This is a genomic window from Cellulosimicrobium cellulans, from assembly GCF_024124905.1.
Taxonomy (GTDB): domain Bacteria; phylum Actinomycetota; class Actinomycetes; order Actinomycetales; family Cellulomonadaceae; genus Cellulosimicrobium; species Cellulosimicrobium cellulans_G.
Window position 1 is genome coordinate 101,707 of sequence record NZ_JAMXST010000001.1, and the last position, 14,116, is coordinate 115,822.

Here is a 14,116-nt window from a genome sequence, read left to right on the forward strand (position 1 = left end):
ACGCGCCGGTGCGCCTGACGGCCTAGCGTCTGTCGTATGACCGACGACACCGGCACGTCCGCGATCCCCGCCCCGCCCCTGACCCCGCTGCCCGAGGACTGGTCCACGGCGCTCGCCGTGGTCGCCCATCCCGACGACATGGAGTTCGGCGCCGCCGCCGCCGTCGCGCGGTGGACGGGGCAGGGCAAGCGGGTCGTGTACTGCATGGTCACGAGCGGCGAAGCCGGCATCGACGGCATGGACCCGGACGAGGCGCGGCGCGTGCGCGAGGCGGAGGAGGTCGAGTCCGGTCGGGTCGTCGGCGTCGAGGAGGTCGAGTTCCTCGGGCTGCCCGACGGCGTGCTCGAGTACGGCCTGCCGCTGCGGCGGGCGATCGCGGGCGCGATCCGGCGCCACCGGCCCGACGTCGTGATCACCGGGAACTACCGCGAGACGTTCCCCGGCGGGATGCTCAACCAGGCGGACCACATCGCGACGGGACGGGCCGTCGTCGACGCCGTGCGCGACGCGGGGAACAGGTGGGTGTTCCGCGAGCAGGTCGAGACCGACGGGGTCGATCCCTGGGGCGGCGTGCGCCAGGTCTGGGTCGCGGGCTCGCCCGACGCCGCGCACGGCGTCGACGTCAGCGCGACCTTCGACGCGGGGGTCGCGTCGCTGCGCGCGCACGCCGCCTACCTCGACGGGCTGGGGTGGGAGGACTTCGACCCCGCGGCGTTCCTCGCGTCCATGAGCGCGCCCACGGGGCAGCGCATGGGGGTCGCGCACGCGGTCGCGTTCGAGGTGCTGCGCATGGGCTGGGAGGACTGACTCACGCCCGGTCGGGCTGCTCCTCGATCGTGACGACCTTGAGCTCGGGCGCGAACCCGTAGAGCCTGCCGTCCTGCGCGCCGACCCACCACTTCCCGCACATCGCGGTCGCGCCCTGCTCGGTGCCCGCCTCCCACCAGGAGGCCTCGAGCGTCGCAGCGGTGCGGTAGTCGTCCGCGGTCAGGTCGCCGCGCTCGGGCCGCGGCTCCAGGGGGTGCTCCGACGAGACTGCGGTGCAGCTCGCGGGCAGCGCCCCCAGGTCGGCGGTCATCGAGAGGATCCGCTCGTCGCCCGTCGTGCGGACCACCTCGCGCACGTCCGTGGCCGAGTCGGGCACCCAGTCGGGCAGGACGCCGTCGGCCTTGCCGGCCTCTCCCGTCGCGAACTCGTAGGTCTTGGTGTGGCCCGCACGGTTCTCCGCGACGGCCTCGCCGATGCTGCCGCACGCGGAGAGCAGGAGGGCAGCGCCGGCGGCGAGCGTGAGGGCGCCGAGCATCCGGCGCTCGGTCGTGCCGCGGGGCGTGGTGGTCAGAGGGAGGTCGGTGGCGGGCTGGGCGGGGGTGCGGTTCGTCATGGCCACGACGCTACGGAGCGCGTGGCGTCGGCGGATCGGGCCGCGAGCGGAACCTCCGCGCGGTCGTCGTACGACCACGGGAGGGCGCTCGCGGCCCGGCGTCCGACCCCGGTCGGTCAGGCGCGCGACGCCGCCGGGACGTTCGCGACGCCGTCGGGCAGGAAGCGGCGGCCCAGGACCTTCTCGCTGTAGCCCGTGCGGTCGAGGTACGGCGTGATGCCGCCCAGGTGGAAGCCCCACCCCGCGCCGAGGATCATGCACAGGTCGACTTGCGACGGGCTCGCGACCACGCCCTCGTCGAGCATGAGCCCGATCTCCCGCGTGAGCGCCGTGAGCACGGAGTCGAGGACGCCGGCCTCGTCCAGCGCCCCGTCGCCGCCTGCCTCGCCGGTGCCGAAGACCCGCTGGATCGCCGGGTCGACGGGCTTGGGCAGGCCCTTCGGCGCGTCGAGGACGACGGGGATCTGCTCGTCCACGATGCGCTGCAGGCCGGGCGACTCGGGGAACCGGTCGCCCAGGTCCTCGCGCAGCGACGTGAGGACGTGCAGGCCGACGGCCGGACCGACGAGGTCGAACAGCGCGAACGGCGGCATCGGCAGGCCGAGCGGCGCGACGGCGCGGTCCGCGACCTCGACCGACGTGCCGTTCTCGACCGCCTCGACGATCTTGCCCATGAGCAGGATGAGCAGTCGGTTGACGACGAACCCGGGCCGGTCGGCGACGAGCACGGCCGTCTTGCGGAGCTTCTTCGTCATGGCGAACGCCGTCGCGAGGGCCGCGTCGTCGGTCTTCGCCGCCTGGATGATCTCGACGAGAGGCATCTGGGCGACGGGGTTGAAGAAGTGCATCCCGACGACGCGCTCGGGGTGCTGCAGGTCGGCCGCCATCTCGGTGATCGACAGCGCGGAGGTGTTGGTCAGCAGCACGGCCTCGGGCGACAGGACGCCCTCGAGCTCCGCGAAGACCTTCTTCTTGAGCCCGAGGATCTCCGTGACCGCCTCGATGACGACGTCGCAGCCCGCGAAGTCGCCGAGCTCGGTCGTGCCGTGCACGGAGCCGACGATGCGCGCGCCGGTGTCCGCGGACATGCGGCCCGTGCGCACGAGCTTCTCCACGGTGGAGCGGACGTAGCCGAGGCCCTTGTCGACGCGCTCCTGGTCGAGGTCGCGCATGACGACCGGCACCTGGAGGCGCTGGGCGAACAGCAGCGCGATCTGAGCGGCCATGAGCCCCGCGCCGACGATCCCCACGCGGGTGACCGGGCGGGCGAGCTGCGCGTCGGGCGCGCCCTGGGGCCGCTTGCCCTTCGAGACGAGCTGGAACGCGTAGACGCTCGCCCGCATCTCGTCGCTCATGATGAGGTCGGCGAGGGCCTCGTCCTCGGCGGCGAACGCCTCCTCGCGCGACGCGGTGCGCGCGGCGGCGACGAGGTCGAGCGCGCGGTACGGGGCAGGCCGCGAGCCCGCGACCACGGTGTCCAGGCGCTGACGCGTCCCGGCGACGACGGCGTCCCACACGGGCTGCGGGTCGAGCTCGCGCCGCTCGACCACGATCTCGCCGCGCAGCACGGCCTCGGCCCAGCGCAGCGAGGACTCGAGGAAGTCGGGCGCCTCGAAGAGCGCGTCGACGAGCCCGATCTCGTACGCCTCCTTCGCCTTGAACGGCTTGTTCGCGGCCGGGCGGGCGAGGATGACGTCCATCGCCTTCTCGACGCCGAGCAGGCGCGGCACGAGGTAGGCGCCGCCCCAGCCGGGGACCAGGCCCAGGCCGACCTCGGGGAGCGCGAGCGCGCCGGCGTCGGACGCGACGGTCCGGTACGTGCAGTTGAGCGCGACCTCGAGCCCGCCGCCGAGCGCGACGCCGTTGACGAACGCGAACGTCGGCACGCCCATGTCCTGGAGCAGCGTGTACGCGGCGTGCCCGGCGCGCCCGAGGGCGAGCGCGTCGTCGCGTACCTGGACGGCCGCGGCCTGCGTGAGGTCCGCGCCCGCGGCGAGGAAGTACGGCTTGCCGGTGATCGCGACGGCGACGATCTCGCCGTCCGCGGCCCGGCGCCGCAGCGTCTCGAGGGCCGCGTGCAGCTCGGCGAGGCCCTCGGGGCCGAGCGTCGTCGGCTTGGTGTGGTCGAGCCCGTTGTCGAGCGTGACGAGGGCGAGCGTGCCCGTCCCGCCGGGGAGCGCGACGTCGCGCACGAGCGAGTGCGTGACGCGCTCGCCGCGCGCGGCGTCCTTCGGGGCGTCCGGGGAGGCGGCCGGGGTCTGGGTGTCGGTCGGTGCGCTCATCGTCAGTTCTCCGCGGTCTCGAAGGTGTGGCCGGAGTAGTCGGCGTGGTGCGGGTTCTCCCAGATCACGGTGCCGCCCATGCCGAGGCCGACGCACATGGTCGTCAGGCCGTAGCGCACCTCGGGGTGCTGCTCGAACTGGCGCGCGAGCTGCGTCATGAGGCGCACGCCCGATGACGCGAGCGGGTGGCCCATGGCGATGGCGCCGCCGTACCGGTTGACGCGCTCGTCGTCGTCCGCGATGCCGAAGTGGTCGAGGAACGCGAGCACCTGGACCGCGAACGCCTCGTTGATCTCGAACAGGCCGATGTCGTCGATCGTCAGGCCCGCGGACCCGAGCGCGCGCTCGGTCGCGGGGACCGGCCCGATGCCCATGACCTCGGGGTCGACGCCCGCGTACGCGTACGCGACGAGGCGCATGCGCGCCGGGAGCCCGAGCTCGTCGGCGACGTCGCCCGCGGCGAGCAGGCACGCCGTCGCGCCGTCGGTCAGCGGCGAGGCGTTGCCCGCGGTGACCTTCCCGCCGGGGCGGAACGGGGTCTTGAGGTCGCGGATGGAGTCGACCGTGGTGCCGGGCCGGGGCAGCTCGTCGGCCGTGGCCAGGCCCCAGCCGAGCTCGGTCGACCGGGTCGCGATCGGCACGAGGTCGGGGGAGATGTCGCCGTTCGCGAGGGCCTTGGCGTACTTGGCCTGGCTCGCGACGGCGTACGCGTCGGCACGCTCCTTGGTGAGGTGCGGGTACCGGTCGTGCAGGTTCTCGGCCGTCGCGCCCATGACGAGCGCGGAGGAGTCGACGAGGCGCTCGGCGACGAACCGCGGGTTCGGGTCCGACCCCTCGCCCATGGGGTGGTGGCCCATGTGCTCGACGCCGCCCGCGACGACGACGTCCTGCGCGCCCACGGCGACGTTCGCCGCCGTGGTCGTGACCGCGGTCATCGCGCCCGCGCACATGCGGTCGATCGCGAAGCCGGGCACCGACTTGGGCAGCCCCGCGAGCACGGCGACGCTGCGGCCGAGGGTGAGGCCCTGGTCACCCGTCTGCGTGGTCGCGGCGAGCGCGAGCTCGTCGATGCGCTCGGCGGGCAGCTCGGGGCGGCGGCGCAGGAGCTCGCGGACCGTCTTCACGGCGAGGTCGTCCGCGCGGGTCTCGGCGTAGATCCCGTCGGGGCGCGCCTTGCCGAACGGGCTGCGCACGCCCTCGACGAAGACGACGTCGCGCACGGGGCGGTGACGCGAGCGCTGGCTGGCCGCCTGGGTGGGTGCCGAGGTGGGAGAGGGGGCCTCGTTGGCCACGGTCATGGCATCTCCATCCGATGCAGATGGTCGGGACGGCGGTGTCCGGGAGCGGCACCGCTCGGGGGTCGTACGTGCGATACACGCTACCGCGGGTATCGGGAAAGCACGAGACTGATGCTACGACATGAAGAGACCCGGTATCGCATCGCGCGATACCGGGTCTCTCCGGGGTTCGGGGCGGTCGGGAGCCCGCGTCACCGGCTCCCGCGGAGCTTGCGCACGACCTTCTTCGCGGTGGGCAGGCCCTTGTTCCAGGCGGAGTACCACATCGAGAACGGCACGTCGACGCTGTGCACCAGCTCGTCGTCGTGCTGCGCGAAGCTGCGCTTGAACTCGCTGATCCCGTCGTTGAGCAGTCCGTTCATGTCGTACCGGACCAGACCGGCCTGCTGCGCGAGCGTGATCGCGTGCCACTTCACCGGCGCGTTCGCGCGGAGCTTGCGGCCCGCGTCGTTGATGCCGCCGTAGAGCTCGAACGACGTCGTCGCCGACGACACGCACCACACGAACGACACCGGCGCCCCCTCGGAGAACGCCGCGACGAGCACCGAGTGCTCGCCGAGCTCGCGGTGGATCGCGAGGTAGTACTCGTCGTCGTGCAGCGCGAAGCCCGCGCGCTCGGCCGTCTCGTGGTAGACGTCGAGGACCTGGCGGACCTCGGCCTCGTCCGTCACGCGCCGCACCTCGAGCCCGGTGCGCGCCGCCTTGCGGATGTCGTACCGCGTCGACTTGCCCATGGCCTTCGTCAGCTCGTCCTCGGACTTCGTGAGGTCGAGGATCAGGGTCACCGGGTAGAGGATCGGGTTCGCCGCGGGGCGGGCGTCGGGCAGCGCGAGGTGCGTCCCGACCGGCCAGTCGGGCTCGATCGTGATGCCCACGCCGCCCACGCTCGACTTGCACCACGCGACGACCGCACGGGTCACCGCGTCGCGCGTCGCGTCGTCGCCCACGCCCGGGCCGACGCCCCAGCCGTCTCCCGCCGGCGCGATCACGGGCCCGCGGGGCACGTGGCACAGCGCCTTGAACTGCGCGGGCAGCGAGCGCACGAGCACCTGCGCCAGACCGCGGACGCGGCCGTCGGCGTCCACCGCCTCCACACGGTGCGGGGTCCACGCCCCGGTGGCCTTGACCTCGCCCCAGCCCCAGAGCTGGAGGGGGTGGCCGCCGAGCTCGTTCACCCGGGCGTCCCAGGAGGCGCGGTCGGAGACTGTCCGGATCGTCAGGTTCGCGTCGTGCACGCGGACGACCCTACCCGCTCGCTACGCCCCGGCGATGCTCGCGAACGCCTCCGCGAAGGGCTGGGCGACCAGCGCCACCTGCCAGTCGCGAGCACCCCGCCCGTGGAGGAACGCGGAGATCGCCGCCGCGTCCAACGGGTCCGGCGGCGTCCAGCACAGACGGCGCAGCGCGTCCGGCTGGAGCACGTTCTCCACCGGGACCGCGTAGCGCTCGGAGAGGCCCTGGACGACCGCGCGCGCCGCGTCGAGACGGGCGGCCGCGCCGGGGTCGCGATCGGCCCACGCGCGCGGCGGCGGCGGGGCGTCCGTGCGTGGACCGCGGGTGGTCGGCAGCGCGCTCGCGGGCAGCGCGAGCGCGGAGTCGATGGCGCGCTGCCAGTACGCCGCCCGGCGGCGCGTGCCCTTGCCCGCGAAGGGCGGCAGGTCGACGAGCTGCCCGGCCGTCCGGGGCAGGGCCTCCGCCGCGGCGACGATCGCACGGTCGGGCAGCACCCGGCCCGGCGCGATGTCCCGCGCGCGGGCGGTCGCGTCGCGGGCCTCCCACAGGCTCCGCACGACGGCCAGGCGCCGCGGGTCCCGGAGCGTGTGCGTGCCGGACGTGCGCCGCCACGGTTCGGGGCGCGGCGCGGGCGGGCCTGCGGTCCGCACCGCCTCGAACTCCTCCGCCGCCCAGCCGGCCTTCCCCGCCTCCTCGAGCCGCTCGCCGAGCACGCGGCGCAGCGGGACGAGCACCTCGACGTCGAGCGCGGCGTACCGCAGCCAGTCGTCCGGGAGCGGTCGGGTCGACCAGTCGACGGCGGAGTGCTCCTTCGCGAGGCCCAGGCCGAGCACGTCGGCGACGACGGCCGCGAGGCCGACGCGCTCCATGCCGAGCAGGCGCGCCGCGAGCTCGGTGTCGAACACGCTCGCCGGGACCACGCCGTGCTCGGCGAGGCCCGGCAGGTCCTGCGACGCGGCGTGCAGGACCCACTCCGCGTCCCCGACCGCCTCGCGCAGCGGTGACAGGTCGGGCACCGCGACGGGGTCGACGAGCGCGGTCCCCGCGCCCTCGCGGCGGACCTGGACGAGGTAGGTGCGCTGCCCGTAGCGGTAGCCCGACGCGCGCTCCGCGTCGGCGGCGACCGGGCCGGTCGCGGCGGCGAACGCCTCGACGACGCGCGCGAACGCGGCGGGGGTGTCGACGACGGGCCCGAGCCCGTCGGACGGCTCCGTCAGCGGGGTGACGACGGGCCCGGGCCCGTCGCCGGCCACTCCGGTCGCAGGGGTCGGGTCGAGCGGCGGGGGTGCGGGTGCTGCGGTCGAGCTCATGGGTTCACGGTATTGCGTCGGGTGGCCGGTCGAGCACCGAGGGGCGTCACGCCGTCGGGCAGGGGCGGCAGCCCGGCGGCCGTGCACAGCAGCTGCGCCCAGGCGGCGAGGTGGTCGCCGAGGTCCGCCGCGCCCGCGGGTCCCGCGGCCACGGGGGTCCACGACGCGCGCATCTCGAGCTCCACGTCGTTGTGCTTGCCGGCGAGGGCGCCGAAGCTCTGGGACAGGACGCGCGTCACCGTGCCGCCCTCCGCGCGCACGGCCGCGCCCGTGTCGTGGAGCGCGTCCTCGAGCCAGGTCCACGCGACCTCGGCGAGCATCTCCTCGGACGCCATCTCCGGCTCCAGCGTCGCGCGCACCATCGTCACCACGCGGAAGCTGCCCTGCCACGCCTCCTGGCCCTCGGGGTCGTGGAGCACGATGAACCGCCCCGACGCGAGGTCGGGGTCCTCGGACCGTGCCGCCTCGACCTCGCCCGTGAGCGCGACCGACCACGGCGCGATCCGGCGGGGGGCGGGGACCTCGCGCAACGTCACCTCGGGTCGGAGCCGCCGCGCGCCGAGGGCGTCGAGGACGGCACGGAACGCCGGGGGAGCGTCGGTCCCGTGAGCGGTGATCACTCTCGGCACACTACGAGCCGACCGGACGAACCGGACGCGCGCCGCGCGGCTGTCATCGAATCGTGATCCCGACTTCGTCAAGAACGCTGCGGGTGACCGGATCGTGGCCCCTCGGGAGCGGTGCGGCGCACGAGGACTAGGCTGGCGCCGTATCCATCACCGGTGCACCCGGCCGCGCGCCCGCGCCCGGCCCGGAACGGCTCCGCGCCCTCCCGCGCGCGGCCGTCGTGCGCCGGGACCGACCCTCGAGGAGCAGGGAAGCAGATGTCAGCACGCGCACAGATCGGTGTGACCGGACTCGCCGTCATGGGTCGCAACCTGGCCCGCAACTTCGCCCGGCACGGCTACACGGTCGCGGTGCACAACCGCTCGTACGCCAAGACCGAGTCCCTGATCGCCGAGGCGGGCAGCGAGGGCGACTTCGTCCCGTCCGAGTCGATGGCCGACTTCGTGGCGTCGCTCGAGCGCCCGCGCAAGGTCGTCATCATGGTCAAGGCGGGCGCGGCCACCGACGCCGTCATCGACGAGCTCGTGCCGCTGCTGGAGGAGGGCGACATCGTCGTCGACGCCGGCAACGCGCACTTCCCCGACACGATCCGCCGGGAGAAGGCGCTCGCGGCCCAGGGCCTGCACTTCGTCGGCACCGGCGTCTCGGGCGGCGAGGAGGGCGCGCTCAACGGTCCGTCGATCATGCCGGGCGGCACGCGCGAGTCCTACCAGAGCCTCGGCCCGATCCTCGAGGACATCTCGGCGAAGGTCGACGGCACGCCGTGCTGCACCTACGTCGGGCCCGACGGCGCCGGCCACTTCGTCAAGATGGTGCACAACGGCATCGAGTACGCCGACATGCAGCTCATCGCCGAGGCGTACGACCTGCTCAAGCAGGGGCTCGGCGCGTCCGCGCAGGAGATCGGCGAGATCTTCGCGCAGTGGAACACGGGCGACCTCGAGTCGTTCCTCATCGAGATCACCGCGGACGTGCTCCAGCACGTGGACGCGGAGACCGGCAAGGCGTTCGTCGACGTCGTGCTCGACCAGGCGGAGCAGAAGGGCACCGGCCGCTGGACGGTGCAGAACGGCCTCGACCTGGGCGTGCCGATCACCGGCATCGCCGAGGCGACGTTCGCCCGCGCGCTGTCCGGCTCGGTCCCGCAGCGCGAGGCGGGTCGCGCCGCGCTGCCCGCCGACGCCGCGGCGTGGGACGTGCAGGACCGCGACGCGTTCGTCGAGGACGTGCGCCTTGCGCTCTACGCGTCGAAGGTCGTCGCGTACTCGCAGGGCTTCGACCAGATCGCGGCGGCGTCCGCCGAGTACGGCTGGGACATCGACCGCGGCGCGATGGCCCGCATCTGGCGCGGCGGCTGCATCATCCGTGCGCGCTTCCTCAACCGCATCACCGAGGCGTACGAGCGCGACGCGCAGCTCCCGCTGCTCCTCGCGGACGAGTACTTCACCGCCGCGGTGGGCAACGGCCTCGCGGCCTGGCGCCGCGTGGTCTCGCAGGCCGCCCTCAACGGCGTCCCGACGCCGGCGTTCTCGTCGTCGCTCGCCTACTACGACGGCGTCCGGGCCGAGCGCCTGCCCGCCGCGCTCATCCAGGCGCAGCGCGACTTCTTCGGCGCGCACACCTACCGCCGCGTCGACAAGCCGGGCACGTTCCACACCGAGTGGTCGGGCGACCGGACCGAGTCCGACGCCTGACGGCTCACCACCGCACGCACCGACGGCGGTCGTCGCGCTCCGGCGCGGCGGCCGCCGTCGCGTGTCCGCCCCACCCAGGTCGGGGCCCGACGCCGCACGCGCGGACCGGGCCCGTCGGGTGACGTGGCAGGCTAGGCCCGGCGGGCCGCTGCGTCGGCTCGACCTGTCTGACCCCCTCTGACGCCGGACGACACGGAGAACGATGAGCCGCCACCCGCAGGACGCGACCGCGACGAGGATGCTCGCCGACCGGACGGGCACCGACCCGGCCGACTGGTTCCTCGTCTTCAAGGCCCGCTACGGGATGGAGGTCGTGTTCCGGGCGCTCGCCGAGGCGCGCGGCGCGGGCGACGTGGTCACCCAGGTGTTCACGTGCTCGACGGCCGTCGACCCCGTCCTCGTCGCGGGCCTGCGGCCCGTCTACGCCGAGGTGTCCCCGGCGACCGTCGCGATCGACCCCGACCGGCTCGCGGTCGGGCCGGCCACGCGCGCCGTCGTGCTGCAGAACACGTTCGGCATCGTCGACGACGCGGCCGCGCTCCGGCTGCGCGCCGCGGCGCGCTCGGTCGGGGCGCTCCTCGTGGAGGACAGCGCGCACTGCGTCACGCGCCTCGCGCGCGACGCCGACGGGTCGCCGGTCGCGGACGTCTCGTTCCACTCGTTCGGCGTAGAGAAGATGCTGCCGACGCGGTTCGGCGGCGCCGTGTGGGTGAGCCCGGCGCTCGACCCGACGCTGCGCGCCGCGATCGTCTCCGCGCTCGACGCGCTGCCGGTGGTGGGGGCACGGCTCGACCTCGCCGCGCGCAGCTTCCGGACGCAGGTGCGGGTGCTCAACCGGCTCCCGGGCGGCGCCGCGGGAAAGGTGCGCAGCGCGCTCACCGCCGTCGGCGCGTACGAGCCGGCGATCGCCCCCGTGGAGAACCGGGGCGGCCTCGCGCACCCGCCGCAGCGCCCGTCGTCGTGGGTCACGGGCCGGATGGTCGACGCGCTGCGGTCGAGCGGCGACGTCGAGGCGCGTCGCGCGGACACCGTGGCGGAGTACGTGCGCGGGCTGTCCGACGTCGTCGAGGTGCCGGCGGGGGTCGGCGAGCGCGCGCCGCTCGTCCGGTTCCCGTTCTTCGCGCCCGACGCGGCGACCGCCGACCGGCTCGTGCGGGAGCTCACCGTCGCCGGGTTCTACGTCGGCAAGTGGTACCGCCCCGCGCTGTTCCCCGGCCCGGACGACCCGGCGGTCTACGGGTACACGCCGGGCGACCCCGCGCTCGCGACGACGGAGGACCTCGTGGCCCGCGTCGTCAACCTGCCGACGACGGTCGGGGTCGCGACGGCGCGCCGCATCGTCGAGGCCGTGCGGTCGGCACTGGGCGCCTGAGCCTCTCGACCAGGCGATCCCCGCGGGGCCGACCAGGCGATCCCTGCGCGTCAGCGATGCTGGACGCGCCGAGACCGCCTGGTCGGCGGGACGGTCATGCCGACGGGCGTGAACGCGCGAACTTCACGTAGTCGAGCGTGTGGCGCAGGTCGACGCGCCACACGTCGAGGCGGCGGCGCAGGCTGCGGTCGGGCGCGTAGCGCAGCGTGTGCCAGACGCCGTGCTTGCGGGCCTTCTTCACGCGGTGGCGCAGCGACACCGGCACGAGCGCCCGGACGACCGGGTAGGGCACGTTCACCCACAGCCGCGCCTCCGACGTGACCTGCTCGGGCAGCTCGCGCCCGTGGACCAGGTCCTCGACGTAGCAGCGCGCGAGGTTGCCGCCCGCGGCCATCGTGTAGAAGCTCGCGGCGCCCTGGCGCAGGTTCACCTCGAGGATCTTGCTCGTGCCCGTGCGGCGGTCGTACATGACGTCGAGGTTCGCCGCGCCCACGTAGCCGAGGCTGTCGAGCAGGTGCCGGACCGACTCGGTGAGCCTGTCGTCCTTCATCGTGACGACGGCGTTGTAGTTCCCGACGAGCTTCGGGTCGTACTCGCCGAGCACGATCTGCGCCGCGGAGAGGAACCGCAGACGGCCGTGCCGGTCGGAGTACGTGTTGACCACGCGCATGACCGACTCGTCGCCCGCGAGGTACTCCTGGACGATGAGGTCGTCCGCGTACCCCGCGGCGTAGATGCGGCGCGCGACGTCGCGCAGCTCGGCCGCGTCCTGGACGAGGTAGACCTTCTTCTTGCCCTCGAACCGCAGGCGCGGGTACGTGTCCGTGTCCGACGGCTTGAGGATGAGCGGGTACGGGAACGGCAGGTCCTCGCCGAAGCCCGGCGCGTCGACGTCCGCCGCCGTCGCGATCACCGTCTCCGGGTGCGGCACGCCCAGCTCCGCGCAGGTGCGGTAGAAGTCCGTCTTGTTCATGAGGCGCGCGGCCAGGTCCTGGCCGACGAGCGGGATGACGTACAGGTCCTGGAGCTCGGCGCGGTGCGCGATCACGACGTTCGTGTAGAACTCGATGTTCGCGATGAGCAGGCGCTTGCGGCCCGGGAACTCCTCGGCGAGCTCGCGCAGGACCGCGACGATGCGCTCCGGGTCGTCGAAGTCGCGGTAGGTGCGCACGTCGACGATGCGGGAGTCCGCCGTCTCGCGCAGCGGGAAGCGGCCCAGGGCCAGCGTGCGGACGCCGTACGCCTCGTGCAACGACCTCGCGATGTTGTAGGTGTTGAGGTTGGTCCCCAGGACGATGGGGAGGAACTCGGCGTTGCCGTACGTCATCGCGGAGGGTCGTCCGTTTCTCTGTGTGGTCGGCGGGCGTCCGCCATCCTACGGGCCGGGTACGGCCGCGCCCGGGCCGAGGCCCTCGCCCGCGACACCCACGCCCGTGGGGTCCTGACCGGCGCGGACGACGACGCCGTGCCCGGCCAGCACGCGCACGAGCTCGTCGTGGCCCCGCGAGACGTCCCAGTGCACGCCCACCATGCCGGCGGCGCGCGCGCCCTCGACGTTGCGCGCGGTGTCGTCGACGAACAGCACCTCGTCCGGGTCCGCGCCGATGCGGCGGGCGGCCTCGACGAAGAACCGCGGGTCGGGCTTGGCGAGCCCGAGCTCGCACGAGTACCAGCTCGTGTCGAACTCCGCGTCGTAACCGAGGGTCCGGCGCATGAACGGCACGCGACGGCTCTCCTGGTTGGTGCCGAGGTGCACGCCGTAGCCGCTCGCGCGCAGCGCCCGCACGAGGTCGAACGACGCGTCCACGACCTCGAGCGCGTCGAACCAGATCGCGCGGTACACGTCCTCCGCCGGCTCCGTCACGCCGTAGCGCTCGAGCCCGGCAGCCAGCACAGGGAGGTAGTCGCCCTCGCCGACGAGCATGGGCAGCTCCTCGCTCCAGGTCTCGAGCAGGAACTCCCGGGTCCGGTCCCCGAGGTAGCGCTCGACCGCCGCGTACCAGCCGTCGGGGATGTGCTGGAGCACGCCGTCGGCGTCGAACAGGACGTGGCGTACGGTCATGGCCGCCACCCTAGCGGCGGGGTCGTCAGGCCGGGACCTGTGGCCGTGGCGGCCGGTGGGGCGGGTCGCCGTAGGATCCACGGGTGACGTCGCGACCGGACCAGGACCACGCCCAGCCCCTCGTCGGAGTGCTCGGAGGGGTCGGGCCCCTCGCCACGGCCTACTTCCTCCAGCTCCTCGTCGAGCTCACGGAGGCGGAGCGCGACCAGGACCACGTGGACGCCGTCGTGCTCAACCACGCGACGATCCCCGACCGCACGGAGTTCATCCTCGGGCGCTCGGACGCGGACCCGGGCCCGGTGCTCGCGCGCGACGCGGGACGGCTCGAGCGCTTCGGGGCGGACTTCCTCGTCATGCCCTGTAACACGGCGCACTACTTCACCCAGCAGGTGCTCGACGCGATCAGCGTCCCGTTCGTGTCCATCATCGACACGACGGTCGACGCCGCCCGGGCGCGGGTCGCGGACCTGCGCGCGGTGGGGCTGCTCGCGACGGCGGGGACCGCGGCGTCGGGCGTCTACCAGGACGCCTTCGCGCGTCACGGCGTCGACGCGCTCGTCCCGGACGAGGCCGACCAGGCGCTCGTCTCGCAGATCATCTACGAGCAGGTAAAGGCCGGCCGGCCGGTCGACATCGAGACGTTCCGCGCCGTCGCGGGGCGGCTCGTCGAGCGGGGTGCCCAGGTGATCGTGCTGGGCTGCACGGAGCTGTCGGTCGTCGCCGTCGACCACGACCTGCTCGCCGACCCGCTCTACCTCGACTCGACCGACCAGCTCGCCCGCGCGACCATCCGTCGCGCGGGGCACCGCGTGCGCGCGGGCTGACCAGGCCTCGACCTCGGCGGACCAGGCCTCGAC

12 protein-coding genes are annotated in these 14,116 nt (G+C 74.1%); 4 read left to right on the forward strand and 8 right to left on the reverse strand.

Going from position 1 to position 14,116, the window contains the following annotated elements; all coding sequences use genetic code 11:
* The first annotated feature begins 36 nt into the window (after positions 1–36).
* Entirely contained in the window at positions 37–807 is a 771-nt protein-coding gene (locus tag NHH00_RS00400; protein ID WP_253049166.1) for a PIG-L deacetylase family protein, read from the forward strand.
* 1 nt (position 808) lies between these two features.
* Here the strand turns inward: NHH00_RS00400 and NHH00_RS00405 are convergent, their stop codons facing one another.
* The 6 genes from NHH00_RS00405 to NHH00_RS00430 all read right to left on the reverse strand — a co-directional run bounded on the left by NHH00_RS00405 (position 809) and on the right by NHH00_RS00430 (position 8,124).
* A complete protein-coding gene (locus tag NHH00_RS00405; protein WP_253049169.1) occupies positions 809–1,381 on the reverse strand; it encodes a hypothetical protein in 573 nt (190 codons plus the stop codon).
* Between the two features lie 116 nt (positions 1,382–1,497).
* A complete protein-coding gene (locus NHH00_RS00410) occupies positions 1,498–3,663 on the reverse strand; it encodes a 3-hydroxyacyl-CoA dehydrogenase NAD-binding domain-containing protein (protein WP_253049172.1) in 2,166 nt (721 codons plus the stop codon).
* 2 nt (positions 3,664–3,665) lie between these two features.
* The gene (locus tag NHH00_RS00415; RefSeq protein WP_253049175.1) at positions 3,666–4,961 is read right to left on the reverse strand and encodes a thiolase family protein; all 1,296 of its coding nucleotides are present in this window, start codon (positions 4,959–4,961) and stop codon (positions 3,666–3,668) included.
* A gap of 191 nt (positions 4,962–5,152) precedes the next feature.
* Positions 5,153–6,196, reverse strand: a complete 1,044-nt coding sequence (locus NHH00_RS00420; RefSeq protein ID WP_253049178.1) for a lipid II:glycine glycyltransferase FemX — start codon at positions 6,194–6,196, stop codon at positions 5,153–5,155.
* A 21-nt stretch (positions 6,197–6,217) separates the two neighbouring features.
* On the reverse strand, positions 6,218–7,504 hold the full coding sequence (locus NHH00_RS00425; protein WP_253049181.1) for an HRDC domain-containing protein: 1,287 nt from the start codon (positions 7,502–7,504) through the stop codon (positions 6,218–6,220).
* Positions 7,501–8,124, reverse strand: coding sequence for a DUF3000 domain-containing protein (locus tag NHH00_RS00430; RefSeq protein ID WP_308202237.1), 624 nt, complete (start codon positions 8,122–8,124; stop codon positions 7,501–7,503). Before NHH00_RS00430 ends, NHH00_RS00425 begins: the two co-directional genes overlap by 4 nt.
* A gap of 264 nt (positions 8,125–8,388) precedes the next feature.
* On the opposite strand from NHH00_RS00430, the gene gndA reads away from it, so the two are divergent.
* The gene (gndA, locus tag NHH00_RS00435) at positions 8,389–9,825 is read left to right on the forward strand and encodes an NADP-dependent phosphogluconate dehydrogenase (RefSeq protein WP_253049184.1); all 1,437 of its coding nucleotides are present in this window, start codon (positions 8,389–8,391) and stop codon (positions 9,823–9,825) included.
* A 202-nt stretch (positions 9,826–10,027) separates the two neighbouring features.
* Positions 10,028–11,197 (forward strand): DegT/DnrJ/EryC1/StrS family aminotransferase, encoded by a 1,170-nt coding sequence (locus NHH00_RS00440; protein ID WP_253049186.1) that lies wholly within the window; start codon positions 10,028–10,030, stop codon positions 11,195–11,197.
* A gap of 94 nt (positions 11,198–11,291) precedes the next feature.
* On the opposite strand, the gene NHH00_RS00445 is transcribed toward NHH00_RS00440, so the two are convergent.
* Entirely contained in the window at positions 11,292–12,524 is a 1,233-nt protein-coding gene (locus tag NHH00_RS00445; protein ID WP_253049188.1) for a carboxylate--amine ligase, read from the reverse strand.
* 48 nt (positions 12,525–12,572) lie between these two features.
* Entirely contained in the window at positions 12,573–13,259 is a 687-nt protein-coding gene (locus NHH00_RS00450) for an HAD family hydrolase (protein ID WP_253049190.1), read from the reverse strand.
* An 83-nt stretch (positions 13,260–13,342) separates the two neighbouring features.
* Here NHH00_RS00450 and NHH00_RS00455 point away from each other — a divergent pair, with 83 nt between their 5' ends.
* Positions 13,343–14,083 (forward strand): aspartate/glutamate racemase family protein, encoded by a 741-nt coding sequence (locus tag NHH00_RS00455; RefSeq protein WP_253049191.1) that lies wholly within the window; start codon positions 13,343–13,345, stop codon positions 14,081–14,083.
* The last annotated feature ends 33 nt before the right edge of the window (positions 14,084–14,116 follow it).

What these genes read in the sequence shown, in the direction of transcription:
- NHH00_RS00440 (WP_253049186.1), top strand. Translation starts at nt 10,028, where the DNA reads ATGAGCCGCCACCCGCAGGACGCGACCGCGACGAGGATGCTCGCCGAC.
- NHH00_RS00415 (WP_253049175.1), bottom strand. Translation starts at nt 4,961, where the DNA reads ATGACCGTGGCCAACGAGGCCCCCTCTCCCACCTCGGCACCCACCCAG.
- NHH00_RS00410 (WP_253049172.1), bottom strand. Translation starts at nt 3,663, where the DNA reads ATGAGCGCACCGACCGACACCCAGACCCCGGCCGCCTCCCCGGACGCC.
- gndA (WP_253049184.1), top strand. Translation starts at nt 8,389, where the DNA reads ATGTCAGCACGCGCACAGATCGGTGTGACCGGACTCGCCGTCATGGGT.
- NHH00_RS00400 (WP_253049166.1), top strand. Translation starts at nt 37, where the DNA reads ATGACCGACGACACCGGCACGTCCGCGATCCCCGCCCCGCCCCTGACC.
- NHH00_RS00425 (WP_253049181.1), bottom strand. Translation starts at nt 7,504, where the DNA reads ATGAGCTCGACCGCAGCACCCGCACCCCCGCCGCTCGACCCGACCCCT.
- NHH00_RS00450 (WP_253049190.1), bottom strand. Translation starts at nt 13,259, where the DNA reads ATGACCGTACGCCACGTCCTGTTCGACGCCGACGGCGTGCTCCAGCAC.
- NHH00_RS00405 (WP_253049169.1), bottom strand. Translation starts at nt 1,381, where the DNA reads ATGACGAACCGCACCCCCGCCCAGCCCGCCACCGACCTCCCTCTGACC.
- NHH00_RS00445 (WP_253049188.1), bottom strand. Translation starts at nt 12,524, where the DNA reads ATGACGTACGGCAACGCCGAGTTCCTCCCCATCGTCCTGGGGACCAAC.